Source organism: Streptomyces puniciscabiei (assembly GCF_006715785.1).
Taxonomy (GTDB): domain Bacteria; phylum Actinomycetota; class Actinomycetes; order Streptomycetales; family Streptomycetaceae; genus Streptomyces; species Streptomyces puniciscabiei.
In genome coordinates this window covers 6,256,621-6,282,772 of sequence record NZ_VFNX01000001.1, presented here as the reverse complement: position 1 = coordinate 6,282,772, position 26,152 = coordinate 6,256,621, and the positions used below count along the sequence as shown (strand labels likewise).

The 26,152-nt window shown below is 72.0% G+C and carries 29 protein-coding genes; 16 read left to right on the top strand and 13 right to left on the bottom strand.

Translation table 11 applies throughout. The annotated features are described in order from the left end of the window. The first annotated feature begins 51 nt into the window (after positions 1–51). From ddaH to FB563_RS29110, 5 genes are all read left to right on the top strand, one after another. Complete coding sequence (gene ddaH, locus FB563_RS29130; RefSeq protein WP_055708554.1) at positions 52–864, top strand: dimethylargininase; 813 nt, start codon at positions 52–54, stop codon at positions 862–864. Further along, positions 861–2,081 carry an ornithine--oxo-acid transaminase gene (gene rocD / locus FB563_RS29125; protein WP_055708553.1) on the top strand — a complete coding sequence of 407 codons (1,221 nt, stop codon included), beginning with the start codon at positions 861–863 and terminating at the stop codon, positions 2,079–2,081. The genes ddaH and rocD overlap by 4 nt, the downstream gene beginning before the upstream one ends. Positions 2,082–2,201: 120 nt before the next feature. Then, positions 2,202–4,679, top strand: a complete 2,478-nt coding sequence (locus tag FB563_RS29120; protein WP_055708552.1) for a SpoIIE family protein phosphatase — start codon at positions 2,202–2,204, stop codon at positions 4,677–4,679. Between the two features lie 69 nt (positions 4,680–4,748). Continuing rightward, positions 4,749–5,978, top strand: a complete 1,230-nt coding sequence (locus FB563_RS29115) for a PP2C family protein-serine/threonine phosphatase (protein WP_055708551.1) — start codon at positions 4,749–4,751, stop codon at positions 5,976–5,978. 203 nt (positions 5,979–6,181) lie between these two features. Then, entirely contained in the window at positions 6,182–6,901 is a 720-nt protein-coding gene (locus FB563_RS29110) for a lysophospholipid acyltransferase family protein (RefSeq protein WP_055708550.1), read from the top strand. A gap of 98 nt (positions 6,902–6,999) precedes the next feature. On the opposite strand, the gene FB563_RS29105 is transcribed toward FB563_RS29110, so the two are convergent. From FB563_RS29105 to FB563_RS29070, 8 genes are all read right to left on the bottom strand, one after another. Next, entirely contained in the window at positions 7,000–8,598 is a 1,599-nt protein-coding gene (locus tag FB563_RS29105; RefSeq protein ID WP_199832933.1) for an alpha/beta hydrolase, read from the bottom strand. A gap of 163 nt (positions 8,599–8,761) precedes the next feature. Beyond that, positions 8,762–9,520, bottom strand: coding sequence for an urease accessory protein UreD (locus tag FB563_RS29100; RefSeq protein WP_055708581.1), 759 nt, complete (start codon positions 9,518–9,520; stop codon positions 8,762–8,764). Continuing rightward, positions 9,517–10,194 carry an urease accessory protein UreG gene (gene ureG, locus FB563_RS29095; RefSeq protein ID WP_055708549.1) on the bottom strand — a complete coding sequence of 226 codons (678 nt, stop codon included), beginning with the start codon at positions 10,192–10,194 and terminating at the stop codon, positions 9,517–9,519. Before ureG ends, FB563_RS29100 begins: the two co-directional genes overlap by 4 nt. Positions 10,195–10,361: 167 nt before the next feature. After that, positions 10,362–11,036, bottom strand: coding sequence for an urease accessory protein UreF (locus tag FB563_RS29090; protein ID WP_142218988.1), 675 nt, complete (start codon positions 11,034–11,036; stop codon positions 10,362–10,364). Positions 11,037–11,046: 10 nt separating this feature from the next. Then, positions 11,047–12,768, bottom strand: a complete 1,722-nt coding sequence (locus tag FB563_RS29085) for an urease subunit alpha (RefSeq protein WP_142218987.1) — start codon at positions 12,766–12,768, stop codon at positions 11,047–11,049. Further along, positions 12,761–13,072 carry an urease subunit beta gene (locus FB563_RS29080; protein ID WP_055709741.1) on the bottom strand — a complete coding sequence of 104 codons (312 nt, stop codon included), beginning with the start codon at positions 13,070–13,072 and terminating at the stop codon, positions 12,761–12,763. The genes FB563_RS29085 and FB563_RS29080 overlap by 8 nt, the downstream gene beginning before the upstream one ends. Before the next feature lie 10 nt (positions 13,073–13,082). After that, entirely contained in the window at positions 13,083–13,385 is a 303-nt protein-coding gene (locus FB563_RS29075; protein WP_055709742.1) for an urease subunit gamma, read from the bottom strand. A gap of 227 nt (positions 13,386–13,612) precedes the next feature. Next, a complete protein-coding gene (locus FB563_RS29070; protein ID WP_055709743.1) occupies positions 13,613–13,918 on the bottom strand; it encodes a type II toxin-antitoxin system Phd/YefM family antitoxin in 306 nt (101 codons plus the stop codon). Between the two features lie 85 nt (positions 13,919–14,003). On the opposite strand from FB563_RS29070, the gene FB563_RS29065 reads away from it, so the two are divergent. The 3 genes from FB563_RS29065 to FB563_RS29055 all read left to right on the top strand — a co-directional run bounded on the left by FB563_RS29065 (position 14,004) and on the right by FB563_RS29055 (position 16,002). After that, positions 14,004–14,639 (top strand): ATP-dependent Clp protease proteolytic subunit, encoded by a 636-nt coding sequence (locus tag FB563_RS29065; RefSeq protein WP_055709744.1) that lies wholly within the window; start codon positions 14,004–14,006, stop codon positions 14,637–14,639. A 7-nt stretch (positions 14,640–14,646) separates the two neighbouring features. After that, a complete protein-coding gene (locus tag FB563_RS29060) occupies positions 14,647–14,952 on the top strand; it encodes a hypothetical protein (RefSeq protein ID WP_055709745.1) in 306 nt (101 codons plus the stop codon). Positions 14,953–15,528: 576 nt separating this feature from the next. After that, positions 15,529–16,002, top strand: coding sequence for a C40 family peptidase (locus FB563_RS29055; protein WP_055709746.1), 474 nt, complete (start codon positions 15,529–15,531; stop codon positions 16,000–16,002). 7 nt (positions 16,003–16,009) lie between these two features. Here FB563_RS29055 and FB563_RS29050 read toward each other — a convergent pair whose 3' ends face one another. Then, positions 16,010–16,627 carry a LysE family translocator gene (locus FB563_RS29050; protein ID WP_055706224.1) on the bottom strand — a complete coding sequence of 206 codons (618 nt, stop codon included), beginning with the start codon at positions 16,625–16,627 and terminating at the stop codon, positions 16,010–16,012. An 83-nt stretch (positions 16,628–16,710) separates the two neighbouring features. Here FB563_RS29050 and FB563_RS29045 point away from each other — a divergent pair, with 83 nt between their 5' ends. Beyond that, positions 16,711–17,634, top strand: a complete 924-nt coding sequence (locus FB563_RS29045; protein ID WP_055706225.1) for a LysR family transcriptional regulator — start codon at positions 16,711–16,713, stop codon at positions 17,632–17,634. 252 nt (positions 17,635–17,886) lie between these two features. Here FB563_RS29045 and FB563_RS29040 read toward each other — a convergent pair whose 3' ends face one another. Then, a complete protein-coding gene (locus FB563_RS29040; RefSeq protein WP_055706226.1) occupies positions 17,887–18,345 on the bottom strand; it encodes an ATP-binding protein in 459 nt (152 codons plus the stop codon). Between the two features lie 214 nt (positions 18,346–18,559). Between FB563_RS29040 and FB563_RS29035 the strand changes: the two genes are divergently transcribed. Both FB563_RS29035 and FB563_RS29030 read left to right on the top strand, forming a co-directional pair. Beyond that, the gene (locus tag FB563_RS29035) at positions 18,560–19,420 is read left to right on the top strand and encodes a helix-turn-helix domain-containing protein (RefSeq protein WP_055706227.1); all 861 of its coding nucleotides are present in this window, start codon (positions 18,560–18,562) and stop codon (positions 19,418–19,420) included. A 9-nt stretch (positions 19,421–19,429) separates the two neighbouring features. Beyond that, positions 19,430–19,651: a DUF397 domain-containing protein gene (locus FB563_RS29030; protein ID WP_055706228.1), complete on the top strand. Its 222-nt coding sequence runs from the start codon at positions 19,430–19,432 to the stop codon at positions 19,649–19,651. A 78-nt stretch (positions 19,652–19,729) separates the two neighbouring features. Here FB563_RS29030 and FB563_RS29025 read toward each other — a convergent pair whose 3' ends face one another. After that, on the bottom strand, positions 19,730–20,857 hold the full coding sequence (locus FB563_RS29025; RefSeq protein ID WP_055706229.1) for an 8-amino-7-oxononanoate synthase: 1,128 nt from the start codon (positions 20,855–20,857) through the stop codon (positions 19,730–19,732). A 147-nt stretch (positions 20,858–21,004) separates the two neighbouring features. Here FB563_RS29025 and bioB point away from each other — a divergent pair, with 147 nt between their 5' ends. The 5 genes from bioB to FB563_RS29000 all read left to right on the top strand — a co-directional run bounded on the left by bioB (position 21,005) and on the right by FB563_RS29000 (position 25,434). Next, a complete protein-coding gene (bioB, locus tag FB563_RS29020; protein ID WP_055706230.1) occupies positions 21,005–22,198 on the top strand; it encodes a biotin synthase BioB in 1,194 nt (397 codons plus the stop codon). Next, positions 22,191–23,480 carry an adenosylmethionine--8-amino-7-oxononanoate transaminase gene (locus FB563_RS29015; protein WP_055706231.1) on the top strand — a complete coding sequence of 430 codons (1,290 nt, stop codon included), beginning with the start codon at positions 22,191–22,193 and terminating at the stop codon, positions 23,478–23,480. Before bioB ends, FB563_RS29015 begins: the two co-directional genes overlap by 8 nt. 1 nt (position 23,481) lies before the next feature. Continuing rightward, a complete protein-coding gene (bioD, locus tag FB563_RS29010) occupies positions 23,482–24,198 on the top strand; it encodes a dethiobiotin synthase (protein WP_055706232.1) in 717 nt (238 codons plus the stop codon). A gap of 101 nt (positions 24,199–24,299) precedes the next feature. Beyond that, complete coding sequence (locus tag FB563_RS29005; RefSeq protein WP_055706233.1) at positions 24,300–24,653, top strand: VOC family protein; 354 nt, start codon at positions 24,300–24,302, stop codon at positions 24,651–24,653. A gap of 91 nt (positions 24,654–24,744) precedes the next feature. After that, positions 24,745–25,434 carry a class I SAM-dependent methyltransferase gene (locus FB563_RS29000; protein WP_055706234.1) on the top strand — a complete coding sequence of 230 codons (690 nt, stop codon included), beginning with the start codon at positions 24,745–24,747 and terminating at the stop codon, positions 25,432–25,434. A 54-nt stretch (positions 25,435–25,488) separates the two neighbouring features. Here FB563_RS29000 and FB563_RS28995 read toward each other — a convergent pair whose 3' ends face one another. Both FB563_RS28995 and FB563_RS28990 read right to left on the bottom strand, forming a co-directional pair. Further along, positions 25,489–25,863, bottom strand: coding sequence for a hypothetical protein (locus FB563_RS28995; RefSeq protein ID WP_055706240.1), 375 nt, complete (start codon positions 25,861–25,863; stop codon positions 25,489–25,491). A 4-nt stretch (positions 25,864–25,867) separates the two neighbouring features. Then, on the bottom strand, positions 25,868–26,107 hold the full coding sequence (locus FB563_RS28990; protein ID WP_055706235.1) for a toxin-antitoxin system antitoxin component: 240 nt from the start codon (positions 26,105–26,107) through the stop codon (positions 25,868–25,870). Between the last annotated feature and the right edge of the window lie 45 nt (positions 26,108–26,152).

Here is a 26,152-nt window from a genome sequence, read left to right as displayed (position 1 = left end):
TACCGTGGTGTGCACCCCCAGTGACACACAGCAAAGCGGAGGAAACCCTCTGTGTCCGATAGCCGTGTACAGCGTCCTCGGCGCTTTCTCGTCTGCGAACCCAGACACTTCGCCGTGCGGTACGCGATCAACCCCTGGATGCACCCCGACAAGCCGGTCGACGTGGACCTCGCCCGGGAACAGTGGCAGACGCTGATCCGCACCTACCGCGACCACGGTCACACCGTCGAGTCGGTCGAGCCGGTCCCCGGCCTGCCCGACATGGTCTTCGCCGCCAACGCGGCGTTCGTGGTCGGCGGCCGCGTCTTCGGCTCCCTCTTCCACGCACCCGAGCGGCGCCCGGAGTCGCTGCACTACGACACCTGGTTCAAGGCCGCCGGCTACGACGTGTACCGCCCGGAGTCGGTGGCCGAGGGCGAGGGCGACCTGGTGTGGACGGGCCGGTACGTGCTCGCCGGCACCGGGTTCCGCACCACCCGCGAGGCGCACCGGGAGGCGCAGGAGTTCCTCGGTCACCCGGTGATCGGCCTGACCCTGGTGGACTCGTACTTCTACCACCTGGACACCGCGCTGTTCGTCCTCGACGACGACAACATCTGCTACTACCCCGAGGCGTTCTCGGCCGGCAGCCGCGAGGTGCTGCGCCGGCTGTACCCGGACGCGGTGCTCGCCACCCGCGACGACGCGATGGCGTTCGGCCTGAACTCCGTCTCCGACGGCCGGCACGTATTCATCGCCCCGCAGGCGGAGGCGCTCGCCGAGCGTCTCACCGGCCACGGTTACACCCCCGTCCCCGTCGATCTGTCCGAGTTCCACAAGGCAGGCGGCGGCATCAAGTGCTGCACCCAGGAGATCCGCTCATGACCGCACCCGCGCGCACCCGTACGTCCGACGACCTGATCCGTGCGGAGGAGCCGGTCCTCGCGCACAACTACCACCCGCTGCCGGTGGTGGTCGCCCGGGCCGAGGGCACCTGGGTGGAGGATGTCGAGGGCCGCCGCTACCTCGACATGCTCGCCGGCTATTCCGCCCTGAACTTCGGCCATCGGCACCCCGCGCTGATCGAGGCCGCGCACCGCCAGCTCGACCAGCTGACGCTGACCTCCCGCGCCTTCCACAACGACCGGCTCGCCTCCTTCGCCGAGCGGCTCGCGGCGCTGACCGGCCTGGACATGGTGCTGCCGATGAACACCGGCGCGGAGGCGGTGGAGAGCGGCATCAAGGTCGCCCGCAAGTGGGCGTACGACGTGAAGGGCGTCCCCGCCGACCGGGCGACGATCGTGGTCGCGGCGGAGAACTTCCACGGCCGTACGACGACCATCGTCAGCTTCTCCACCGACGAGACCGCCCGGGCGGGCTTCGGCCCGTTCACGCCCGGCTTCCGGATCGTGCCGTACGACGACCTGGCCGCGCTGGAGGAGGCCGTCGACGAGACCACGGCGGCCGTGCTGATCGAGCCCGTCCAGGGCGAGGCGGGCGTGATCATCCCGAGCGAGGGCTATCTCGCCGGGGTGCGGGAGCTGACCCGCCGCAAGGGCTGTCTGTTCATCGCGGACGAGATCCAGTCCGGCCTCGGCCGCACCGGCCGCACCTTCGCCGTGGAGCACGAGGCCGTCGTGCCGGACATGCTGCTGCTCGGCAAGGCGCTGGGCGGCGGGATCGTGCCGGTGTCGGCGGTGGTGGCCCGGCGCGAGGTGCTGGGTGTGCTGCACCCGGGTGAGCACGGCTCCACGTTCGGCGGCAACCCGCTTGCCGCGGCGGTCGGCACGGCCGTGGTCGAGCTGCTGGAGGGCGGTGAGTTCCAGCGCCGGGCCGCCGAGCTGGGCGTGGTCCTGCGGGACGGGCTGACCGAGCTGGCCGGCCGGGGCGTGGTCGGCTTCCGCTCCCGTGGCCTGTGGGCGGGCGTCGACATCGACCCGGCGATCGGCACCGGCCGTGAGGTCAGCGAGCGGCTGATGCGGGAAGGAGTCCTGGTGAAGGACACCCATGGTTCCACGATCCGGCTCGCACCCCCGCTGACCATCACGGCGGAGGAACTGCGCTCCGCGCTGGCGGCGCTGGAGAAGGTCCTGGGTTCGTGACCCCGGTGTGGGCGGCCAATGGGCGGCCCGCAGGTCGCCCACACCGACCGTTCGTTTGCCCGCAGAGTGAAGATTGAGCCAAGGGGGGGTAGACCACTCTCAGCTACAGAGAGGTCGGCCGTGAGCACTCACGAGGAGCGGGACGTCACCCGGCAGCGGTTCGACGTGGCCGACGCCGCGCCCCTGCTGCTCGACGCACAGGGCGTGGTGACGAGCTGGACGCAGGGCGCCCAGCGCCTGCTCGCGTACACGGCCGCCGAGGTGGTGGGCAGCCAGGTGACCGGCCTGCTGTCCGACGAGGACGCCGCGCGGGTGCCCGAGCTGGCCGAGCGGTGCCGCCGGGACGGCGGCTGGGCGGGGCTGCTGACCGCGCGGCGCAAGGGCGGGCAGCCGGTGCGGGTGATGGTGCGGATCACCCCGGCGATGGAACCCGGCGGGGCGCCGCACTGGCTGGTTCTCGTCTCCGACGTGTCCGGGGCACGCGGCTGGGACATGAGCCGCGAGGTGCTGGAGCAGATGGTGACCGACTCCGCCGTCGGCATGGCGATCGTGGACACCGATCTGCGGTGTGTGTGGTCGAACGAGGCCCTGGAGCGGTATGGCGGCGGCTCCCCGCGCGAACGGCTGGGGCGGCGCCTTTCGGAGATCCAGCCGGGCATCGACTTCGCGGACATCGAGACGCAGATGCGGCGCGTGCTGCAGACCGGGCGGCCGGTGGTCGGCTTCGAGCATGTGGGGCACGTGCGGTCCGCGCCGCACCGGGAGACGGCGCACATGATGTCGTTCACCCGCCTCGACGACGACCAGGGCCACCCGATGGGCGTGTACTACACGGTCGTCGACATCACCGACCGGCACCGTGCCCGGCAGCGGCTGGCCCTGCTGGACCGGGCCGGGGAGCAGATCGGCCGCACCCTGGACATCGTGCGGACCGCGCAGGAACTGGCCGACGTGGGCGTGCAGGGCTTCGCCGACTTCGTCTGCGTGGACCTGCTGGAGTCCGTGCTGCGGGGCGCCGAGCCCGAGCCGCCCAGCGACATGGACCAGGTGCCGCTGCGGCGGGCCGGGCACCAGTCGGTGCACCCCGGCGTCCCGGAAGCCGTCGTCGCGATCGGCGAAGTGGCCACCTACCTCGCCGGATCGCCCCCGATCCGCAGTCTGACCACGGGCCGGTCCTGGCGCGCGGAACGGCTGGACCCGCTGGCCAAGGAATGGGCGACGGACATCCCGGGCGGCCGGATGGCGACCTTCCTGGAGCTCGGTGTGCACAGCGTGATGATCGTGCCCATCCGCGCGCGGGGCGTCACGATGGGCGTCACCACCTTCTTCCGGCGCCGCCGCCAGGAACCGTTCGACGAGGACGACCTGAGTCTCGCCGAGGACCTGGTGTCCCGGGCGGCGGTCTGCGTGGACAACGCCCGCCGCTACACCCGCGAGCGGGAGGCGGCCCTGGTCCTGCAGCGCAGCCTGCTGCCGCGCCGGCTGCCCGAGCAGGACGCCGTGGAGGTGGCCGCCTGCTACCGGCCTGCCGACGAGCTGACCGGCCTGGGCGGCGACTGGTACGACATCATCCCGCTGTCCGGGGCGCGCGTGGCCCTGGTCGTGGGTGAGGTGCCGGGGCACGGGATCGACGCCGCGGCGGCCATGGGGCGGCTGCGCACCGCCGTGCGCACCCTCGCGGCGCTCGACCTGCCGCCCGAGGAGATCCTCGCGCACCTCGACGACCTGGTGGCGCGGATGGCCCGGGAGGAGGGCCTGCGGCTCGAGGACCCGGAGGCCGCCGGTGTCCAGGCGGTGGGGGCGGGGTGCGTGTACGTCATCTACGACTCCGTCACCGGGCAGTGCACGATGGCCGCCGCGGGCCATCCCGCGCCCGCCGTCGTCCTGCCCGACGGCGCCGTCAGCTTCGTCGACCTGCCGCAGGGCCCGCCGCTCGGGGCGGGCGGTCCGCCCTTCGAGGCGGTCGAACTGGCCCTGGCCGAGGGCAGCACGCTGGCCCTGCACACCGACGGGCTGCTGGCCCACGCGGACGGCAGGGACGACGAAGACAGTGCGGGGACCGTCGCCGCGGACCGGGACCGGCTTCGCCGCGCCCTGGAACGGCGCGCCCCCACACTGGACATGCGCTGCCGGAGCGTGGTCGACACGCTGGTCCCGGCCCGGCCGCACGACGACGTGGCCCTGCTGATGGCCCGCACCCGGCTGCTCGGCGCCGGCCGGGTCGCCGACTGGGAGCTGGCCGCCGACCCGGCCGTGGTCGCCGACGCCCGCAAGGAGGCCACCCGGCAGCTGAGCGAGTGGGGACTGGACGACCTGGTGTTCACCACGGAGCTGGTCGTGAGCGAGCTGGTCACCAACGCCATCCGGCACGCGGAGGGCCCCGTGCGGCTCCGGCTGATCAGGGAGCGGGCCGCCGTGATCTGCGAGGTCTCCGACGGCAGCGCGACCGCGCCGCATCTGCGCCATCCGCGCACCACGGACGAGGGCGGCCGCGGGCTGCTGCTGGTCTCCCAGTTCGCCGAGCGGTGGGGCACCCGCTTCGTCCCGGGCGGGAAGATCATCTGGGCGGAGCAGTCCTCGACGGACCAGCCGGCCTGACCCCCACGAAGCGTGCATACATCGCATCACGTGCGAAAATGACGTAACTCCGGCGGATGGGTGGTAGCCATGAACGATGGGGCCATCGACTACGCGGGGGTGTTCCAGGCGCTGCCGGGCATGGTGGCGCTGCTGACACCCGACCTGCTCTTCGCGGACGCCAACGAGGAGTTCCTGCGGGTGGCCGGGCGCACCCGCGAGCAGGTGGTGGGGCGCTACCTCTTCGACGTCTTCCCGGACAATCCCAACGCCCCCGCCGCGTCGGGCATGCGCAACCTGGCCGCCTCGCTGACCCGGGTCGTGGCCACCGGCGAGCGCGACGCCATGGCCCTGCAGCGGTACGACGTGGAGAACCCCGACCGGCCCGGGGAGTGGGAGGAACGCTACTGGAGCCCTGTCAACGCCCCGGTGTTCGGTCCGGACGGCAAGGTGGTGCTGCTGGTGCACCGGCTCGAGGAGGTCACCGAGCTGATCCGGGCCCGCGGCGGCCCCACCGGCAGCCGGTCCCGCGTCCTGGAGGCGGAGCTGTACACGCGCGCCCGCGAACTGCAGGAACTGAACGAGCGGTTGCGCCAGGCCCACGCCCGCGAGCGCGAGGTGGCCCTCGCCCTGCAGAAGGCGATGCTTCCGGCACGCCGGCAGGTCGGCCACCATCGCGCCGCGGTGCGCTACCGGCCCGCGGTCGGCGCGCTGAACGTCTGCGGGGACTGGTACGACCTCGTCGACCTGGTGGGCGGCAACCGCATCGGCGTGGCCGTGGGCGACGTGGTCGGGCACGGCCTGGACGCCGCCGGGGTGATGGGTCAGCTGCGCAGCGCACTGAGCGCCGCCTCCCGGGTCGCCGCGGGGCCGGCCGAGGCCCTGAACGTCCTGGGCCGGTATGCGCACGTCGTCGACGGCGCCGAATCGGCCACCGCCGTCACGACGTTCATCGACTGCGACCGCCGCACGATCACCTACAGCAGTGCGGGACACCCGCCGCCCGTCCTCGTCCACCCCGACGGCCGGGTGGAGTTCCTCGACCAGGCCACCGACCCGCCGCTCGACGCCCGCCCCGACCCCATGCCGAGACCCGAGGCGGGCACGACCTACGGCCACGGCGCCACCCTCGTCCTCTACACCGACGGCCTGGTGGAGCGCCGTCATGAGGACATCGACACCGGTCTGGCCCGGCTCGCCGACTCCCTCGCACGCCATCGCGACGAGGACCCCGAGAGCCTCGCGGACGCCGTCCTGCTGGAACTGCTGCCGCCCGGGGGCGCCACCGACGACACGGCACTGGTCATCGTCCGGCTGTGACCCGCGGCCGGCGATTCCGCTCCGCGTCGAACGCACACCGGCCCTGACGACTCGTCAACAACGTCGGCACCGCGTCAACATGGATACGAACGGGCCCGGTTCCCCGTGACTGCGCCCGCACCTACACTGACACCCCACGACATGCCGTTTGACCTGCTAGAACGCGGCGGTTGAGCCGATCCGCCAGAGTGAGGAGCGACCCCTTGTTCTACTACCTGCTCAAATACGTGTTGCTGGGTCCCCTGCTGAGACTGGTCTTCCGGCCCCGGATCGAGGGCCTGGAGAACGTGCCGGACTCCGGCCCCGCGATCGTCGCCGGGAACCATCTGTCCTTCTCCGACCACTTCCTGATGCCGGCGATGCTGCGGCGCCGGATCACCTTCCTGGCGAAGGCGGAGTACTTCACCGGCCCTGGGCTGAAGGGCCGGCTCACGGCGTTCTTCTTCCGCAGCGCCGGGCAGATCCCGGTGGACCGTTCGGGCAAGGACGCGGGGCAGGCGGCGATCCGTGAGGGCCTGAAGGTGCTGGGCCGGGGCGAGCTGCTGGGGATCTACCCGGAGGGCACCCGATCGCACGACGGCAGGCTCTACAAGGGCAAGGTCGGCGTCGCGGTGATGGCGCTGACGGCCGGGGTGCCGGTCGTGCCGTGCGCGATGATCGGCACGTTCGAGGCCCAGCCGCCCGGGAAGGTCGTCCCGAACTTCCATCCCGTCACCATCCGGTTCGGCAAGCCCCTCGACTTCTCCCGCTACGCCGGGATGGAGCAGGAGAAGGCGATCCTGCGGGCCGTCACCGACGAGATCATGTACGCCATCCTGACCCTGTCCGAGCAGGAGTACGTCGACGAGTACGCCGCGGTCGTCAAGGCGGCACAGACGGCCGAGAAGAGGGAGCGCAGGTTCCCGCGGGCACCGCTGAGCTGACCCCTGCCGTCGCCGGAGGGGTACGGACAGTCCGGCTGCGGCGTGAGCGAGGGGCGGCCGGTGAGCCCGGCCGCCCCTCGTAGCCGTGACGAGTCCGGTTACGGCTTGGGCGTGGCGTGCGGGCCGCAGGTCACGTCCGCGCCGTCCAGCGTGCCGTCGAGCAGGTAGGCGTCGACGCGCTGGTTGATGCAGGGGTTGACCAGGCCCGTCACACCGTGCGAGCCCGCGTCCTTCTCGGTGATCAGGCGGGAGCCCTGGAACCGCTTGTGCAGTTCGACGGCGCCCTCGTACGGGGTGGCCGCGTCCCGGGTGGACTGAACGATCAGCACCTGCGGCAGGCCCTTGTGGGTCCGCACGTCGACCGGAGTCCGCTGCTTGACCGGCCAGGTGGCGCACGGCAGGTTCATCCAGGCGTTGGCCCAGGTCATGAACGGGTAGTTCTTGTTGAGCTCGGTGTTGTCCCTGTCCCACTTCTTCCAGCTGGTGGGCCACTTGGCGTCGGTGCACTCGACGGCCGTGTAGACCGCGTTGCCGTTCTCGGCGGAGATGTTCCCGGCCGTGTTCGCCAGGTCGGGGGCGGCGGCGTCGACCAGCGCCTTGGTGTCACCGGCGACGTACTTGCCGAACACCGTGGCGACCGGCACCCACGAGGAGTCGTAGTACGGCGCGCTCTGGAAGAAGGAGGTCAGCTCGGCCGGGCCGACGACCCCGCCGATGGGGCTCTTCTTGGCGGTGGCGCGCAGCTGGAGCCACTTGGCCTGGACGGCGTCGCGGGTGGTGCCGAGGTGGAAGGCGGCGTCGTTCGCGGCGACCCAGTCCTCCCAGTCCTTCCAGCGGCCCTCGAAGGCGATGTCCTGGCCCAGGTTGGCCTGGTACCAGATGTTCTCGCGGGCGGGGTTGACCACGCTGTCCACGATCATACGGCGCAGGTGGCCCGGGAAGAGGGTGCCGTAGACAGCGCCGAGGTAGGTACCGTAGGAGACGCCGAGGTAGTTGAGCTTCTTCTCGCCCAGGGCGGCGCGGATGACGTCCAGGTCGCGGGCGGTGTTCGGCGTGGTCATCTGCTGGAGCATGGCGCGGCCGGTGCGGTCCAGGCAGCCGTCCGCGTACTGGCGGGCCAGCTTGCGCTGGGCCAGCTTGTCCGCCTCGGAGTCCGGCACCGGGTCCATCTTCGGCGCCTTCACGAACTCCTGCGGGTCCTCGCAGGAGATGGGCGCGGAGTGGCCGACGCCGCGCGGGTCGAAGCCGACGAAGTCGTAGGCCTTGGCGACGTTCGCCCAGACGGCGTTCTTGGTGGTGACCCGGCGCGGGAAGCGCAGGCCGGAGCCACCGGGGCCGCCCGGGTTGTAGACGAGGGCGCCCTGGCGCTCCTCCTTGGTGCCCGTGTTGCCGATGCGGTCCACGGCGAGCTTGATCTGCTTGCCGTACGGGTGGGCGTAGTTCAGCGGCACGCTGACCCAGCCGCACTGGATGGGCTTCTCCAGCCCCCAGTCGGCCGGGCAGTCCTGCCAGTCGATGCCGGCCTTGGCGGCGCGGGCGGCGGCGATCGCGGCGCCCTGGGCCTCCCGGTCCTGGCCGGGCCGGCCGGCGGCACTGGCGGCGGGCGCGGAGACGGCACCGGCGATCAGGGTGGCGGTGACGAGTGCTCCGGCCGAACCGAGCGCCAGCAGGCGGCTCTTCGGTCTGTTGTCCCTCAAGTGGGCCCCTCCCCCTACATGCAGGATCACTGCGAGTGGTCAGTCCGGGGGATCCTCTCGGCTGTGAGCCGTCTGAGAACAGGGGGCGCCTGCCATCTTTACCAATCCGATAAACGGATGGTCATGTCCCATTGACGGTCAACTCCCCTTTGTGGGGCGCGCTTCAGCCGAACTGGGCCAATGCCCGGTCCAGGACGCGCCTCAGGCACAGGGCGTCGGGCGCGACGGCGCTGACCAGAACCGCCGGGCCGGCCAGTGGTACCAGGGCCGCGCACTCGTCCACCATCCGCGCCTGGCGCGGCTCTTCCAGGAACTCCGGCCGGACGAGCACGAGTTGGCCCGCCGCACGGTGTCCGGCGAGTACGGCGGGGCCGTCCCAGCCCCCCGGGGCACCGGGCCCGCAGGACAGTTCCTGGTCCAGCACCGTCCGGCCTGCGACCCGTACCGTCAGCCGGCTGGTGAGGCGCCCGGGCTCCTCTCCCGCTCGTCCGAGCACCTGCTCCTCGCGCAGCACGAGCCGGGCGCCGGCGGCGAGTTCGGCCCGCGTGGTGACGTGCAGGTCACTGGCGCGGGCCGAGATCAACTGCTCGGGAAGCCAGCGCAGTTCGGCGCCGTCGGCCACGTCGAGCCGTACGTCGTAGCGGGCCTCGTCCTTGGTCTGGCCCGGCAGCGCGAGGGTGGCGGCGGCGGAGCCGACGTGCAGCCGGGCGTCCTGCTCCACCCGGGCGGTGAGCGTGAAGCGGTCGCCGCCGAGCGGGCCGCTCATCGCGCCGACCACCATGACCTTCGCCTCGGTGCCGCTCGACCGGGTGCGGCGCAGGGCCAGCGGGCCGTCGCTGTCCAGGACGGGCAGCGCGGTGCCGCCTCGGCCGTCCGCGCGGGCCACGATCCGCGCGTCCGCCCGTACGCCGGTGGCCGTCATGCGGTCCACGCGGCGAGCCTCTCGCGCACCCAGGAGGCCACGTCGGCTACGCCCCGCTCGCTGCGCAACGACTGGAGGACGACGGGGAGCTCGGCCCGCTGGGCCTTGGCGTCGGCGGCCATCCGGGCGAGGTCGGAGCCGACGTGGGGAGCGAGGTCGGTCTTGTTGACGACGAGCAGGTCGGCGGTGGTGACACCGGGACCGCCCTTGCGCGGGATGTCGTCGCCGCCGGCCACGTCGATCACGAAGATCTGCGCGTCCACGAGCCCCCTGGAGAAGGTCGCGGTGAGGTTGTCGCCGCCGGACTCGACGAGGATCAGGTCCAGCGGGCCGACCGCGTCCTCCAGGTCCTCGACGGCCTCCAGGTTCGCGGAGATGTCGTCGCGGATCGCGGTGTGCGGGCAGGCGCCCGTCTCCACGGCTGTGATCCGCTCGGGCGGCAGCACGGCCTCGCGGAGCAGGAACTCGGCGTCCTCACGGGTGTAGATGTCGTTGGTGACGACGGCCAGCGACAGCTCGTCGCGCAGGGCCCGGCAGAGCGCGGCGACGGTCGCGGTCTTCCCGGATCCGACGGGCCCACCGAGCCCGATGCGCAGGGCCCGCCGCGCCCCATCGGGACGGTGCGCGTCCGCGCTGACGGCGGCGGGGCCGGAGTGGGTGTGGTCGAGGTGCATGACAGCGGCTCCATTTTCAGCCAGGTCCGGCATCAATCAGCCCGTCCTGCGTTTGAGGACGAGGCCGTTCAGGCCGATCGGGGGTTCAGGGGGCCAAGCCCCCTGGCGGGGTCGAAGGGGCGGAGCCCCTTTGGGGTGGGAGGGGTGGGGGGCAGCGGGGGCGACCTCTACGACGCGAACAGCCGCACGGGCCAGCCCGCATGCCACTCCGCGCCGATCTCCAGCAGCGGCCCGGACGCCGCCGGCAACGCGTCGACGCCCTCGTCGCGCACTCTCCGGGCCGCCGCCACCGCTTGGTCCACGACGCGGTCCAGCTCCGAAGCCAGCCGCGCCAGTACGCCCGTGGCGTCGAACGGGTCGAGGCTCAGCAGTCGTACCGTCGCCGTCGTCGGCCCGCTCACGCTCTCGTACACCGCGCAGTACGCCGCGTCGTCCGGCCCCAGCCCGGCCGCCCGCGCGGCGAGACCGAGGACCACCGGCTGGTGCGCCCCCTTGGGGAATCGCCGTGCCAGCGCGTCGAGTTCGGCCGACGGCCAGGCGGACCGCGCCGCCCGCACCAGCTGTCGGCCGAGGCGACGCGCAGCGACGCGCAGGGCGGGCGACGGCGTACGGGCGTCCGCCGCCGCGTCCAGCTCCCCGGGATCCACGCCGAGCACGGCGGCCGCCGCCAGCGCGCCCGCGACCAGTCCGGCGGTGTGCAGCCGGCCCCGGCAGAAGTCCTCCAGGCTCGCGGCGGAGGTGATCCGGCCCGCCTTGACGGCGGCCTCCGCCCCGCCGGAGTGCGCGTGCCCTCCGGCGGGGAAGCGGCCGTCGGCCAGGACGAGAAGTGCTGCCCGAGACATCACGACCCCATCAGAAGAGGAAGTAGCGCTGGGCCATGGGCAGTTCGGCGGCCGGGGTGGCCTCGACCAGTTCGCCGTCGATGTGGACGGCGAAGCTGTCGGGGTCGATCCGGACGTCGGGCCGGGCGTCGTTCTCGCGCATGTCGGCCTTGGTCACCGCACGCGTGGACGCGATCGCCGTGAACCGCTTGCCGAGTCCCAGCCGCTCCGGCAGGCCGTCCTCGATCGCCAACGGGGCCACGAAGTTGACCGAGTTGGCGGCCGGGGCCCGGCCGATCGCGCCGTACATCGGGCGGGGCAGGATCGGCTGCGGGGTCGGGATGGAGGCGTTGGCGTCGCCCATCTGCGCGTAGGCGATCTGCCCGCCCTTGAGCACGAGGTGCGGCTTGACCCCGAAGAACGCCGGTTCCCACAGCACGAGGTCGGCGAGCTTGCCGGTCTCCACCGAGCCGATCTCGGCGGCGAGACCCTGGGCGAGCGCGGGATTGATCGTGTACTTGGCGACATAGCGACGCACGCGGTGGTTGTCCGCGCGTCCGTCACCGGGCAGCGCCCCGCGCCTGCGCTTCATCACATGGGCCGTCTGCCAGGTGCGCAGGATGACCTCGCCGACGCGGCCCATGGCCTGGGAGTCGGAGGAGATGATCGAGATCGCGCCGAGGTCGTGCAGGACGTCCTCCGCGCCGATGGTGGACGGCCGGATCCGGGACTCGGCGAACGCCAGGTCCTCGGGGACGGCGGGGTTGAGGTGGTGACAGACCATCAGCATGTCGAGGTGTTCCTCGGCGGTGTTGACGGTGTAGGGCCGGGTGGGGTTGGTGGAGCTGGGCAGCACGTTGGGCTGCGAGACCACGGTCATGATGTCCGGCGCGTGCCCGCCGCCGGCCCCCTCGGTGTGGTACGAGTGGATGCCCCGGCCCGCGATCGCGGCGAGGGTGTCACCGACGAAACCGGCCTCGTTCAGGGTGTCCGTGTGGATGGCGACCTGGATGCCGGTGCGGTCCGCGACGGTCAGCGCGGCGTCGATGACGGCCGGGGTCGAGCCCCAGTCCTCGTGCAGCTTCAGGCCGGCCGCGCCGCCCCGGATCTGGGAGAGCATCGCCTCGTGCGAGACGGTGTTGCCCTTGCCGAGGAAGCCGACGTTGACCGGATAGGCCTCCATCGCCTCGAACATCCGGGCGAGGTGCCAGGGGCCGGGTGTGACGGTGGTGGCCTTGGAGCCCTCGGCGGGGCCGGTGCCGCCGCCGACCAGGGTTGTGATGCCGGAGGCCAGCGCCTCGTCGGCGATCTGCGGGCAGATGAAGTGCACGTGCGCGTCGATGGCGCCGGCGGTGAGGATCCGCCCGTTGCCCGCGATGATCTCGGTCTCGGGACCGATGACCAGGCGGGGGTGGACGCCGTCCATCGTGTCCGGGTTCCCGGCCTTGCCGATCGCGGCGATCCGGCCGTCGCGGATGCCGACGTCGGCCTTGACGATCCCCCAGTGGTCGACGATGACGACCCCGGTGATGACGGTGTCGGGGGTGCCCTCGGCCCGGGTGGCGCGGGACTGGCCCATGGACTCACGGATGACCTTGCCGCCGCCGAAGACCGCCTCGTCGCCGGACGCGCCGGGTCCGCCGGAGCGGTCCTCCTCGATCTCGATCAGCAGGTCGGTGTCGGCGAGCCGGACACGGTCACCGGCGGTCGGCCCGAACAGGTCGGCGTAGGCGCCACGCGAGATCTCAGGCATCGAGGGCACCTCCGGTCTCCCCGCGCAGCCCCGGCACGATCCGGGCGCCGGTGAGGGGCACGAGTTCGACGTCGACGGGGATGCCGGGCTCGAAGCGCACGGCGGTGCCGGCGGCGACGTTCAGCCGCTTGCCGCGGGCCGCGGCGCGGTCGAACTCCAGGCCGGGGTTGGCCTCGGCGAAGTGGTAGTGGGAGCCGACCTGGACCGGACGGTCGGCGGCGTTGAGGACGGTGAGGCGGGTGACCTCGCGGCCCTCGTTCACCAGGACGGGATCGTCCGCGAACAGGATCTCTCCGGGAATCATCGCGGCCCCCTCAGATGATCGGCTCGTGGACGGTGACGAGCTTGGTGCCGTCCGGGAAGGTGGCCTCGACCTGGACGTCGTGGATCATCTCGGGGACCCCGTCCATGACGTCGTCCCTGGTGAGGAGCTTGCGGCCGGAGGACATGAGTTCGGCGACGGTACGGCCGTCACGCGCGCCCTCGAGGATGTGAGACGTGATGAGGGCGACCGCTTCCGGGTGGTTGAGCTTGAGCCCGCGGGCCCTGCGCTTCTCGGCCACGTCGGCCGCCACGTGGATCAGCAGCCTCTCTTGCTCATGCGGGGTCAGTTGCACGTCCCACCTCACAGTCCTTGCTCCGGACCGTGCGGGGTCCGGGTTGCCGCAGCCATCGCGACGGGGATAGGTGTAACACACAGACAAATCCCCGGATCGTCGTCAATCCGGGCAGAAAAACCCCTGATGGCGTGGATCGGCAGGCTAGAGCGCCGGAGTTTCAGCGACGTTAACCAGACCTTGATCCACAGCTGACCGCGCGATGGGACCCCCGATACCCGCGCGGGTCAGGACACGCCCGGGCCGCGATGCTCGGCGGCCATGCCGGGACCGCGATGCTCCGCCGCGATCCCGAACCGCTGCTGTTCGCGCGTGGCGGAACCGGCCTCGCGGACGCCCGAGACCGAGCTGACGACCTGCTCCCCGGCCGCCTCCTCCAGCGCGTCCAGCCGCTCCAGGTCGGCCGCCGAGACGAGCGCGACCAGCGGCTTGCCGTGCCGTGTCACGACGACGCGCTCACCGCCGTACACCACCCGGTTGATCAGATCGGCGAGCTCAGCCCTGGCTTGCGTCACCGGAATCTCGTAGGCCATACCCCCATCGTACGTCAGGTACGTCCTGTACATTTTTTACAGAAGCCGAGCCCGCCAGGGGCCGTGCGATGAGAAGGGGTGTCCCATGTCCCGAGCGTTCGCCCGTCAGGTCCTGCCCGAGTTCACCGAGCGCACCGGCAGCGGTGCCCGCACGCTCGATCCCTACGGCAAGCTCTTCGAGGACCGGATCGTCTTCCTCGGTACCACGCTGGACGACACGGCGGCGAACGACGTGATGGCGCAGTTCATGTACCTCGAACACGCCGCCCCGGAGCGGGACATCACGCTGTACGTCAACTCCCCCGGCGGCACGTTCAGCGCGCTGACGGCGGTCTACGACACGATGCGCTACGTCAGTTGCGACGTGGCGACCTACTGCCTGGGTCAGGCCGCCTCCCACTCCGCCCTGCTGCTCGCGGCCGGCACCCCGGGCAAGCGGTTCATGCTGCCGGGCGCGCGCGTGGTGATCGAGCAGCCGCAGCTCCCGGAACCGATGCAGGGGCAGTTCAGCGACCTGCTCATCCAGGCCGAGGAGTTGGCCCGGATGCGCACAGTGGCCGAGGAGATGCTGGTACGGCACACCGGGCGCACGGCCGAGCAGGTACGGCGTGATCTGGAGCGGGACTTGGTCCTCGACGCCGCCGGGGCGGTGGCCTACGGCCTGGTCGACGCCGTCGTGCCCGGCCGGCGGAGCACCCCCGGCGCACCGGACGCGAGGTGAGCCGCCGATGCTGCCGGAACTGCCGCCGCTGCCGGCACTGACGCGTGCCGAGGGCGAACTGATCGACCGTTATCTCGAGGCCGCCGACCTGCTGGGCCGCATCAACCCCGCGCGCGGCGGGGACACCTATCACCGGCTGCGCGCCGCCCAGGCCCTGGCGCGCAAGGCCGCAGAGCTGCGTGACGCCCTCGCGTTGATGCACCGGCGGGGCGAGACGGAGCTGCACGGGGACACGCTGGCACGGGCCTTGCGGCTGCTGGACGGTGAACGCCGTACCGCGCGCGTCGCGCTCCCGCCCGACGGTGTCGGCTGATCCGGACGGTCGGACCAGCCGGACGCGCCCCGGTTGTCGACAGGAGCCGCTCGGGCCGGAGTTGAAACGGCCCGAACGACGTACCGCCGACCGGTGTATATCCCGATCGTTCTACGAGCCTCCCGACTTGCGCCCAGCGCGTGTCCTCCGTTCCCGAGAAGGCGCTTCTTCCCAGGTGGGGGGCTACGTAAGAGAACTGACGACGCCTCGAACAGAACCCTGTCCACCCGAACGGGTGAGTGGTGAGTAATGCCACAAATCCACGGATGCGTTGGGATTTTCGGACCGGTGTGGGTGAAGATCCCGTCCGACGACAAGCCCCCGCCACCGCGGCGGGGCGGTCCGGGCGGACGCCGAGTCCTGCCGCCGCCCGGATGACCGGTCGACAGGAGTGGATCGGCAGGAGTGGAGGACCCAGGCAAGACGGGTCGCCGGAACGGATGTTCGTCTGTACGTCGCAGACGGCCGGTCGTTCCGAGCAGCCCTTGGGGTGAAGCCGCGGCAACGCGGCCGGGCAACTTCGCCAGCCCGAATCCGACAGGTCATCCTTCACAGGCGGCTGACGAAGGGTTGCGCATGACTGCGCCTAATCGTGTCCCGTCGCTCATGGCCCGGGCCGGCACGGCCTCGGCCCTCACCCTCGCCGCCGTCGGCGGCTCGATCGCGGTCCCCGGGCTCGCCACCGATGCCTCGGCCGCGACGCTCGCGACCAAAGCACTGCAGGTCGCGGCCTCCAAGAAGGGGTCTCCGTACCAGTACGGGGCCACGGGGCCGCGCAGGTTCGACTGCTCGGGGCTGACGCTCTACTCGTTCAAGAAGGCGGGCAAGACCCTGCCGCGTACCGCCGCACAGCAGTACAACCGGACGAACCACATCTCCGCCCGTCAACGCAGGGCCGGTGACCTGGTGTTCTTCCACTCGGGTTCCTACGTCTACCACGTCGGCATCTACGCCGGGCACAACAAGATCTGGCACGCCCCGAGGACCGGTTCCGTGGTCCGGCTCGAGAAGATCTGGACGCCGAGCGTCTGGTACGGCCGGGTCAGCTGACCCGTCCTCAGGGCAGGAGCGGCTCCAGCAGCAGGGCCGCTCCAAGCACCGTCAGCGCCACCCCGGTGCCCGCCTGGAGCCCACGGGCGGCCCGGGGCCGGCGCAGCCATCTGCCCAGACGGTCCACCAGCAGCGCGACCACCTGGAACCACACCAGCGCCAGCGCGCACACGATGAGGGCGAGCAGCAGTGTCCGGGGCAGCGCGGGGCTCCCGGCGGGCACGAACTGCGGCAGCAGGCTGAGGAAGGTCAGCGAGGCCTTCGGGTTGAGGACGTTGGTGACAAAGCCCTGCCGGAGCGGGTGCGCCGGCTCGGCCGCCGAGTCCTCGGGCGACTGGACGGCTCCCCGCAGCGACCACAGCGTGCGCACCCCGAGGTGCAGCACATAGGCGCCGCCCAGCAGTTGCAGCGCCCGGAACAGCGCGGGCACGGCCACCAGCACGGCCGCGACACCGGCCACCGCCAGGGTGGTGTGCACCAGGAGTCCGCCCGCGATGCCGAGTCCGCAGACCGCGCCGGCCCGGCGTGAGACCAGCGCGTTGCGGACGACCACGGTGAAGTCGGCGCCCGGCATGGCGACCAGTCCGGCGGCGATCCCGGTGAAGGCGATGAGCTGTCCGTCCATGCGCCCAGACTGCCTCGACGGGGCCTTCAGCAGGTATTTCGGCTTTCCTGGGTCAGCCTGAAGCAATGCTTTAGGCTGGCGCCATGTACGACCCGACCCGGCTGGCCGCACTGGTGGCCGTCGCGGAGGCCGGCTCCATCACCCGGGCCGCCGACCGGCTCGGCTACACGCCGCCCGCCCTCTCCCAGCAACTGGCCAAGCTGGAGCGGGAGGCGGGTACCGCGCTGCTGGTGCGGCACCATCGTGGGGCCCGGCTGACCGAGGCGGGCGAGGCGCTGGTGGCACGGGCCCGGCGAGTGCTGGACGAGCTGGAACAGGCCCGGCACGAGCTGGCCCGGCTGACCGGTCTCACCGGCGGCGCGCTGCGGCTCGGCACCTTCCCGACCGCAGGGGTGCATCTGCTGCCGCCGGCGCTGAGCGCGTTCCGCCGGGCCCACCCGGACGTGACGCTGTCGGTCGCGGACTACGACCCGCCGACCGGGGTCACGGCCGTGGCGGCCGGCGAGGTGGACCTGGCGCTGACCCACACGTACCACCCCGCCGAGCGTTCCCCGGTGCCGTCGTCGGTGCGTCTGGAGCCGGTCCTGGTGGAGGAACTGGTGCTCGTGACCGCGCCCGGACACGCCCTGAGCAGCACCTCGTCCCGGCTGCCACTGGCCGAGCTGGCGGGACAGCCGCTGATCAGCATGGCACCGCACCATCCGGCCCGCCGGGACGTCGAGGCCCTGCTGTCCGAGGCGGGCGCCACACCCGCCCTGCTCGTCCCGACCCCCGGATACGCGGTGGTCTGCGCCCTCGTCAGCGCCGGCCTCGGCGTGGCCGTCGTCCCCGAGATGGTGGCCCGCACGGCCTCCACACCGGTCGGCGTACGCCCCCTGGAAGCGGGCCGCCTGCACCGCACCATCTCCGTGGCCTACCGCCCCGACGAATCGACGCCGGCCGCGGACGCCTTCCGCGCACTGCTCCGAGGAGCATTCGGCAGAGCCGGACGCTCACCGGGAGCTTGAGCGCCCGAGCGGGCCGCCCAGGGGCTACGACGCCCCTCCGTACCCCGGGCACTTCGGGGCGCACCCGGCGACGTCCGCCGGGCACCTTGGGCCCTCGGTGTGCCGCCGTACCGGAGTTGGCCTTGCCCCGGCTCCCGTGCCCGCCGCCCCCCTTGTCCTGTCCGTCGTCTCCGGCCGTCGTCGCCCCGCCCTCCCCGATGCGGGCACGCGGTGAGAGCACCAGCACCACGCGCCCACGCCCCGCCCGGAGGGCTACGGCTCCTGCGGGGCCGCCACAGGCACCGGCTCGGCCGGGATGATCCAGGGGAGTTCGATGGAGACCGTCTTGCCGCCCTCGCGGGTGGGGCGGACGCGGAGCTTGCCGCCGCACTCCGCGGTGAGCCAGCGGATGATGACCATGCCGCGGCCGTTGTCCTGCTGGACGGCGGCGGGCAGTCTCTTCGGAAAGCGCGGGTGACTGTCCGTGACGCCGATGCGCAGATGTTCGTCACGGTCCAGCGCGATGTCGACCGTGAAGGTGGGTGACTGACCGAAGGTGTGCTGTACGGCGTTCGTGGCGAGTTCGGAGACGATGAGCCGCACGGTGTCGGCCGTCTCGGTGTCCGACGGCAGGCCCCACTCCGCGAGCGTGCCCACGACATACGTGCGGGCGGCGGAGACCGAGGCGGGATCGCTCGGCAGAGTGACGGATGCTTCCAGATGGTCTGCCATGGCGACGTCGTCCCTTTCCCACGGGACCGCAGTCCGACACGGAGCCGGATGGTTCGAGTACGGTCCCGGACTGGTGCTTGCTCGTCAGACTGCCATCACGGCGCCGGTCACGGGGAGCGATCCACCAAGATATGCATATATCTGTCGCCCAAAGCGGTGAACTCTACGACGCGAGACCGTATTCGGGCGGCCCGGAAGGAGTAAGGAGGAGCCCATGCAGAACGGGCCGGCCGTGCGCCGCCGGAAACTGGGCGCCGAACTGCGCACGCTGCGCACGGGTGCTGGGCTCACGAGCGGTGAGGCGGCCCGGCTGGTCGGCTGGCACCAGTCGAAGGTCAGCCGTATCGAGACCGGTGCCAGTGGTGTGAAACCAGCCGATGTGCGGTTACTTCTCGACGCCTACGAGGTACGGGACGGACAACTGCGCGAGTTGCTGCTGATGCTGGCGGGCTCCGAGGACACGGGCGACCGGCACCGCTGGTGGCACGCCTACCGCGGGGTGCTGCCGCCCGCGTACCGGGATTTCATCAGCCTGGAGTCGCAGGCCAGCACTATGCGCACCCTGGAGACCACGGTCGTACCCGGCCTGCTGCAGACGCCCGAGTACGCCCGGGCGGTGACCCGGGCGGCCGTGACGGACCTGGACGAGGAGGGCCTGGACACGCTGGTGGAGGTGCGGCTGGCCAGGCAGGACGTGCTCCGCGCCGACCCCCCGCTGGAGCTGAGCGCGGTGCTGGACGAGGCGGTGCTGCGGCGCGAGGTCGGCGGCCCCGAGGTGATGGCCCGGCAGCTGGAGCGGCTGATGGAGGCGGCCCGGCTGCCCCAAGTCCGGCTCCAGGTACTGCCGTTCGGGGCCGGAGCGCATGTCGGCCTCACCGGGCCTTTCGTTATCTTGTCATTTCCGAGCACTTCTGATCTGGATGTGGTTGTTCTCGACCAGTTGACGAGTAGCCTCTACCTCGAACGGAAAGAAGACCTCATGGCCTACACGGAGGCCTTCGACACCCTTCGGATGCACGCCCTCTCACCCGAGGACACGTTGGACTACATCGCCGGGATAGGTGACGGCGCGTAAGGAGGCACCATGTCAGCACTGCCTCGGAACGTCCCTGCCAGTACCGACCTGCACGACGTGCGCTGGCTGCGCAGCAGCTACAGCACGGGAGCCAACAACTGCGTGGAGACGGCCCGGCCGCGCTCCGGCCGCGGGGCCGGACTGCTCGCCGTGCGCGACTCCAAGAGCCCGGCCGGACCCGCGCTGCTCTTCTCCGCCGAGAGCTGGGCCGGCTTCCTCAGCACTCTCTGAAGCACTCTCCGATCAGAAGCGATCCCAACCGATCACTCATGACCAGCCAAGGTCGAAGCACGGCCGTGTCACGCCGACTCATGGTCGCGTTTCGCCGATCACCCGTACAGCGCGTTCGATCTCGGCCCCGGACAGGTCCGCCCGGGCCGTCAGCCGCAGCCGTGAGATGCCGTCGGGCACGGAGGGAGGACGGAAACAGCCCACGGCGAGCCCCGCGGTGCGGCAGTCGGCCGCCCAGCGCACGGCCTGCTCCGGGGACGGAGCCCGCACCGAGACCACCGCGGCGTCCGGACGCACCGCTTCCAGACCCGCGGTGGTCAGCCGTGCGTGCAGTTCCGCGGCCACCGCGCGGGCCCGCGCCGCACGCTCCGGCTCGCGGACGAGCAGCCGCAGTGCCGCCAGCGCGGCGCCGGCCGCCGCCGGGGCGAGGCCGGTGTCGAAGATGAAGGTCCGGGCCGCGTTGACCAGGTGGTCGATCACCCGCGCCGGGCCGAGCACCACTCCCCCCTGACTGCCCAGCGACTTGGACAGGGTGGCGGTGACCACCACGTCCGCGGCGCCCGAGAGACCGGCCGCGTACGGCGCGCCCCGGCCGCCGTCGCCCAGCACCCCGAGCCCGTGCGCGTCGTCCACGACCAGTCCCGCGCCGCGCTCCCGGCACGCCTCGGCCAGCCCGGCCAGCGGTGCCCGGTCGCCGTCGACCGAGAACACCGTGTCGGAGACGACGATCGCCGGTCCCTGGTGGGTGGCCAGGGCCTTGCGCACCGCCTCCGGATCGGCGTGCGCGACGACCTGCCGCTCGCCCCGCGCCAGCCGGCAGCCGTCGATGAGAGAGGCGTGGTTGCCGGCGTCGGAGACGATCAGCGAGCCGTGCGGGCCGAGCGTGGTGACGGCGGCCAGGTTGGCGGCGTAACCGGAGGAGAAGACCAGCGCCGCCTCGAAACCGCAGAATTCGGCCAGCTCGCGCTCCAGCTCGGTGTGCAGCTCGGTGGTGCCGGTGACGAGCCGGGAGCCGGTCGAGCCGCCGCCCCAGGTCCGGGCGGCCCGGACGGCCCCCTCGGTGACCTCGGGGTGGTGGGCGAGGCCCAGGTAGTCGTTGCTCGCCAGATCCAGCAGGGCTGACTCGGCGGGGCGCGGGCGCAGGGTGCGTACGAGTCCGGCGCGGCGGCGCGCCTCGGCCTGCTCGTCGATCCAGCCGAACGCCATGGGTCCTCCGGGGCTTTTGTAGGTAGCGGACAGACACTAGCGGCACTACCAGTCACCCACGGTGTGGCAATACCCACACGGTGATCCGCCTTCGTTGTGCGAACTCTCCTTGGCCCGGGGCGGTCCCGTAGGACAGGATCAGGCTTCATGGACCTGCTGAACACGCTGGTGGACAAGGGACTGCGGCGCGAGCTGCCGACCCGCGAGGAAGCGCTCGCCGTTCTGGCCACCTCCGACGACGACGTGCTCGATGTGGTGGCCGCGGCCGGAAAGGTGCGCCGGCACTGGTTCGGGCGACGGGTGAAACTCAACTATCTGGTGAACCTCAAGTCGGGTCTGTGCCCTGAGGACTGCTCGTACTGTTCCCAGCGGCTCGGCTCGAAGGCCGACATCCTGAAGTACACCTGGCTCAAGCCCGACGAGGCCTCCCAGGCGGCCGCCGCGGGCCTCGCGGGCGGCGCCAAGCGGGTCTGCCTCGTGGCCAGCGGGCGCGGCCCGACGGACCGTGACGTGGACCGGGTCTCGGAGACGATCCGGACCATCAAGGAGCAGAACGAGCACGTCGAGGTGTGCGCCTGCCTCGGTCTGCTCTCCGACGGCCAGGCCGAGCGGCTGCGCGAGGCGGGCGCGGACGCCTACAACCACAACCTCAACACGTCCGAGGGGACGTACGCGGACATCACGACCACGCACACGTACGCCGACCGGGTGGACACGGTGCAGAAGGCGCACGCGGCCGGTCTGTCCGCCTGCTCCGGTCTGATCGCGGGCATGGGCGAGAGCGACGAGGACCTGGTGGACGTGGTCTTCAGCCTGCGCGAACTGGACCCGGACTCGGTGCCGGTGAACTTCCTCATCCCGTTCGAGGGCACCCCGCTGGCCAAGGAGTGGAACCTCACTCCGCAGCGGTGTCTGCGGATCCTCGCGATGGTCCGGTTCGTCTGCCCGGACGTGGAGGTCCGGATCGCGGGCGGCCGTGAGGTCCACCTGCGCACGATGCAGCCGCTCGCGCTGCACCTGGCCAACTCCATCTTCCTCGGCGACTACCTGACCAGCGAGGGCCAGGCCGGCAAGGCCGACCTGGAGATGATCGCGGACGCCGGGTTCGAGGTGGAGGGCGCCGGCGAGGTGACGCTGCCGCAGCACCGGGTGGAGGCCGCGGCCGGCTGCGGGTCGGTCTGCGGTTCGCACGAGGGCTGTGGCTCGCACGAGGGCGCGGACGCCTGCGGTCACGAGGGCGCGTGCGGTACGACGGCCGCGCCGGCCGCGCAGGAGGCGCGCACCGATCTCGTCGCCGTCCGCCGCCGGGGCGCCGGGACGGACCTCGCGCCCAATGCCTGAGCTGCCCGGCCTGACCGTGCCCGAGCTGCTGGAGCTGGACCGACGGCATGTGTGGCATCCGTACGGCCCGATGCCCGGACGTGCCGAACCGCTCGTCGTGGAGTCGGCGAGCGGGGTCCGGCTGCGGCTCGCGGACGGCTCGGGCGAGTTGGTGGACGGCATGTCGTCCTGGTGGTCGGCGATCCACGGCTACAACCACCCGGTCCTGAACGAGGCGGCGCGTGAGCAGCTCGGGCGGATGAGCCATGTGATGTTCGGCGGGCTCACGCACGAGCCCGCCGTACGGCTCGCGAAGCATCTTGTCGACATGTCGCCAGAAGGCCTGGAGCATGTCTTCCTGGCCGACTCCGGTTCGGTGTCGGTCGAGGTCGCGGTGAAGATGTGCCTGCAGTACTGGCGCTCGCTCGGCCGGCCCGGCAAGCAGCGGATGCTGACCTGGCGGGGCGGCTACCACGGCGACACCTGGAACCCGATGTCGGTGTGCGACCCCGAGGGCGGGATGCACGCGCTGTGGTCGGGCGTGCTGCCGCGCCAGGTGTTCGCGGACGCGCCGCCGGCGGACTACGAGGAGTGGTACGCCGACCAGCTTCGCGAACTGGTCGCCCGCCACGCGGACGAGCTGGCCGCGGTGATCGTGGAGCCGGTGGTACAGGGCGCGGGCGGCATGCGCTTCCACTCCCCCGGCTATCTGCAGGTGCTGCGTGAGGCCTGCGACGCACACGACGTGCTGCTGGTGTTCGACGAGATCGCCACCGGCTTCGGCCGCACCGGCGCGCTGTTCGCGGCGGAGCACGCGGGTGTCACCCCGGATGTGATGTGCGTGGGCAAGGCGCTGACCGGCGGCTATCTGACGCTGGCGGCCACGCTGTGCACCGCCCGGGTCGCCGACGGCATCTCGCGGGGCGAGGTGCCGGTGCTCGCGCACGGACCGACGTTCATGGGCAACCCGCTGGCGGCGGCCGTGGCCTGCGCGTCCATCGAGCTGCTCCTGGGGCAGGACTGGCGGACGGAGGTCAAGCGGATCGAGGCGGGCCTGTGGGAGGGCCTGTCGCCGGCGCGCGAGCTGCCCGGTGTGAAGGACGTCCGCGTCCTCGGGGCGATCGGCGTCGTCCAGCTCGACCACGAGGTGGACATGGCCGCGGCCACCGCCGCCGCCGTGCGGGAAGGCGTGTGGCTGCGCCCGTTCCGCGACCTGATCTACACGATGCCGCCGTACATCACCTCGGACGAGGACGTGGCGAGGATCGCGCGCGCGGTGTGCGCCGCGGCACGGGAGGGATGACATGCCGGTACTGGTGATCACGGGCACGGGCACGGAGGTCGGCAAGACCGTCACCACCGCCGCCGTCGCCGCCGCGGCGCTCGCAGCGGGGCGCTCGGTGGCCGTGCTGAAGGCCGCGCAGACGGGCGTACGGCCGGACGAGCGCGGTGACGCCGACGAGGTCGCGCGGCTCGCGGGGACGGTCACGGCCACGGAACTGGCGCGCTATCCGGAGCCGTTGGCGCCCGGCACCGCGGCCCGGCGGGCGGGCATGGCCCCCGTCCACCCGCACGAGGTGGCCGAACGGGCGGCCAAGCTGGCCGCGGAGCACGATCTGGTACTGGTCGAGGGGGCGGGCGGACTGCTCGTCCGCTTCGACGCGGCCGGCGGCACGCTGGCCGACGCGGCCGAGCTGCTCGGCGCACCGGTGCTGGTGGTCGCCCAGGCGGGCCTGGGCACCCTCAACACCACGGAGCTGACGGCACTCGAACTACGCCGCCGGAAGCTGGAGTTGGCAGGTGTGGTGATCGGCAGCTGGCCCGACTCCCCCGACCTCGCGTCCCGCTGCAACGTGGCCGACCTCCCCGAGGTCGCTGCCGCTCCGCTGCTCGGCGCGATCCCCGCCGGGGCGGGGTCGCTGGCACCGGCCGGCTTCCGCGCGGCGGCACGGAAGTGGCTGGCGCCCCGCCTGGACGGCACATGGGATGCGGAGGCGTTCCGGGTACGGGTGGCGCCGTAGACCGGGGCGGTGTACGGGATCCGGTGCCGGGCAGCACCGGATCCCGGCCCGTCCCACGCCGTCGGCCGACCTTCCGGCCGCCGTCCTGGCAGGATGGCGGCATGGAACGTGTGCTTGGAATCGGCGGCTACTTCATGCGGGCTGCCGACCCGGCTGCCCTGAACGCCTGGTACCGCGACTGCCTGGGCCTGGACGCCGACGAGAACGGTCTGTGGCGCCAGGGAGCCGGGCCGACGGTGTTCGCGGCGTTCGAGTCCGAGACCGGCTACTTCGGGACCCGCGCCCAGCAGACCATGCTCAACTTCCGGGTGCGCGACCTGGATGCGATGCTCGCGCAATTGCGCGCCAAGGGAGCGGACGTGTCCGACGAGACGCAGGACATGGAGGGCGTCGGCCGATTCGGCTGGGTCACCGATCCCGAGGGCAATCGGGTCGAGCTGTGGCAGCCCGCCTGACCTCGCCCCCGCGCAGGGGAACACGCGCCGGGGGTGCGGTGGCCTTCCACGGGGGACACTGTTCCTAGGCCGTCCCCCCGGGAGGTTCCCCATGCGGCTGCTGTCCGGCTCCGGCAAGGTGGCGCGGAGTCCCGTCCACCACCCCCTGTTCGCCCGCTTCTACGCCCGCTGCAGTGTGAGCGCCGAGACCCGGATGGGCATGGCCGGGATACGGCAGCGGCTGCTGGCCGGGCTGTCCGGCCGGGTGATCGAGATCGGCGCGGGCAACGGGCTGAACTTCTCGCACTATCCCGGTGCCGTCGCCGAGGTCGTCGCGATCGAACCGGAGCCGCTGCTCAGGAAGTTGGCTCTGGAGTCGGCCCTGCGTTCCGAGGTTCCGGTCGACGTGGTGCCGGGCGCGGCGGAGGCGCTGCCGGTCAAGAGCGAGGCCTTCGACGCGGCCGTGCTGTCCCTGGTGCTGTGCAGCGTCCGGGACGTGGCGCGCGCGCTGGGCGAGGTACGACGGGTGGTCAAACCGGGCGGACAGGTGCGGTTCTTCGAGCACGGCCAGGGCGGCGGCCGGGTGATGAGACTGACCCAGCGCTCCCTGGACCGGACCGTGTGGCCCACGCTGACCGGCGGCTGCCATCTGGCCCGGCAGCCGGTGGCCGCGCTGCGCGAGGCCGGGCTCACGCTCGGCCCGCAACGGCAGGTACTGCTGCCGGAGAACGGCCCGGCACTGCCGACCTCGTACTGCGTGCTCGGGGTCGCCTGGCGGCCGGACGAGCCGGACGCACGCTGATCTTGGACCCGGCCCCGCGCCTGCGGCCCGCGCGCCCCGGCGCCGCACCTGAAGTCACAGGCTCCAGCGGCGCAGTTCGCGCGCGATGTCGTCCACCCCGGCCGCGCCCTCCTTCACCAGCCGGGCGAGGTCCCGCACCTGCTCGGGCGAGGTGGCCACCTTCTCGCCGCTGGCGACCAGGTAGGCATAGGCGACCGCCGAGGCGAACAGCGCGTTGGAGCGCTCCAGCGCCGGGAGATGGATCAGCAACTGGAGCAGGGAGGCGGCACGGGCGTGCGGGTCGTCGTAGACGGGCACGCCGAATATCTCGGCGCGGTGCCGGGCGACGGCGGCGACCAGCGCGCCCCAGTCGGTGACCTGCGGGTCCCCGGGTGTCTTCTGTTCGGCGAGCATGAGGAGCCAGGCGAGGTCGATGCTGAGCTCGTTCAAGGGATCAGCGGCCGTCCCCGACACCGGTGCCGCGGGTCTCGGCGAACTCCTCGGCGAACACGGACTCGTACTGCTTCATGAAGTCGGCGGCGGCCTCCACGAACGTACGGCCCGCCTCACCGGTGTCCTGTCTGACCAGCTCTTCGATATAGCGGTTGACGCTGATACCGCGGGCCAGGGCGCGTTCGCGGGCGGCGCGGGCGGTGCCCTCGTCCACGCGCACGTTCAGCTGGGTCTTCGCCATACCTCGACGCTAGCGCCCGAATGCTAGCAAGGCAAGGGCGCGTGA

What these genes read in the sequence shown, in the direction of transcription:
- rocD (WP_055708553.1), top strand. Translation starts at nt 861, where the DNA reads ATGACCGCACCCGCGCGCACCCGTACGTCCGACGACCTGATCCGTGCG.
- FB563_RS29115 (WP_055708551.1), top strand. Translation starts at nt 4,749, where the DNA reads ATGAACGATGGGGCCATCGACTACGCGGGGGTGTTCCAGGCGCTGCCG.
- FB563_RS29100 (WP_055708581.1), bottom strand. Translation starts at nt 9,520, where the DNA reads ATGACGGCCACCGGCGTACGGGCGGACGCGCGGATCGTGGCCCGCGCG.
- ureG (WP_055708549.1), bottom strand. Translation starts at nt 10,194, where the DNA reads ATGCACCTCGACCACACCCACTCCGGCCCCGCCGCCGTCAGCGCGGAC.
- FB563_RS29090 (WP_142218988.1), bottom strand. Translation starts at nt 11,036, where the DNA reads ATGTCTCGGGCAGCACTTCTCGTCCTGGCCGACGGCCGCTTCCCCGCC.
- FB563_RS29085 (WP_142218987.1), bottom strand. Translation starts at nt 12,768, where the DNA reads ATGCCTGAGATCTCGCGTGGCGCCTACGCCGACCTGTTCGGGCCGACC.
- FB563_RS29080 (WP_055709741.1), bottom strand. Translation starts at nt 13,072, where the DNA reads ATGATTCCCGGAGAGATCCTGTTCGCGGACGATCCCGTCCTGGTGAAC.
- FB563_RS29070 (WP_055709743.1), bottom strand. Translation starts at nt 13,918, where the DNA reads ATGGCCTACGAGATTCCGGTGACGCAAGCCAGGGCTGAGCTCGCCGAT.
- FB563_RS29065 (WP_055709744.1), top strand. Translation starts at nt 14,004, where the DNA reads ATGTCCCGAGCGTTCGCCCGTCAGGTCCTGCCCGAGTTCACCGAGCGC.
- FB563_RS29060 (WP_055709745.1), top strand. Translation starts at nt 14,647, where the DNA reads ATGCTGCCGGAACTGCCGCCGCTGCCGGCACTGACGCGTGCCGAGGGC.
- FB563_RS29055 (WP_055709746.1), top strand. Translation starts at nt 15,529, where the DNA reads ATGACTGCGCCTAATCGTGTCCCGTCGCTCATGGCCCGGGCCGGCACG.
- FB563_RS29050 (WP_055706224.1), bottom strand. Translation starts at nt 16,627, where the DNA reads ATGGACGGACAGCTCATCGCCTTCACCGGGATCGCCGCCGGACTGGTC.
- FB563_RS29045 (WP_055706225.1), top strand. Translation starts at nt 16,711, where the DNA reads ATGTACGACCCGACCCGGCTGGCCGCACTGGTGGCCGTCGCGGAGGCC.
- FB563_RS29040 (WP_055706226.1), bottom strand. Translation starts at nt 18,345, where the DNA reads ATGGCAGACCATCTGGAAGCATCCGTCACTCTGCCGAGCGATCCCGCC.
- FB563_RS29035 (WP_055706227.1), top strand. Translation starts at nt 18,560, where the DNA reads ATGCAGAACGGGCCGGCCGTGCGCCGCCGGAAACTGGGCGCCGAACTG.
- FB563_RS29030 (WP_055706228.1), top strand. Translation starts at nt 19,430, where the DNA reads ATGTCAGCACTGCCTCGGAACGTCCCTGCCAGTACCGACCTGCACGAC.
- FB563_RS29025 (WP_055706229.1), bottom strand. Translation starts at nt 20,857, where the DNA reads ATGGCGTTCGGCTGGATCGACGAGCAGGCCGAGGCGCGCCGCCGCGCC.
- bioB (WP_055706230.1), top strand. Translation starts at nt 21,005, where the DNA reads ATGGACCTGCTGAACACGCTGGTGGACAAGGGACTGCGGCGCGAGCTG.
- FB563_RS29015 (WP_055706231.1), top strand. Translation starts at nt 22,191, where the DNA reads ATGCCTGAGCTGCCCGGCCTGACCGTGCCCGAGCTGCTGGAGCTGGAC.
- bioD (WP_055706232.1), top strand. Translation starts at nt 23,482, where the DNA reads ATGCCGGTACTGGTGATCACGGGCACGGGCACGGAGGTCGGCAAGACC.
- FB563_RS29005 (WP_055706233.1), top strand. Translation starts at nt 24,300, where the DNA reads ATGGAACGTGTGCTTGGAATCGGCGGCTACTTCATGCGGGCTGCCGAC.
- FB563_RS29000 (WP_055706234.1), top strand. Translation starts at nt 24,745, where the DNA reads ATGCGGCTGCTGTCCGGCTCCGGCAAGGTGGCGCGGAGTCCCGTCCAC.
- FB563_RS28990 (WP_055706235.1), bottom strand. Translation starts at nt 26,107, where the DNA reads ATGGCGAAGACCCAGCTGAACGTGCGCGTGGACGAGGGCACCGCCCGC.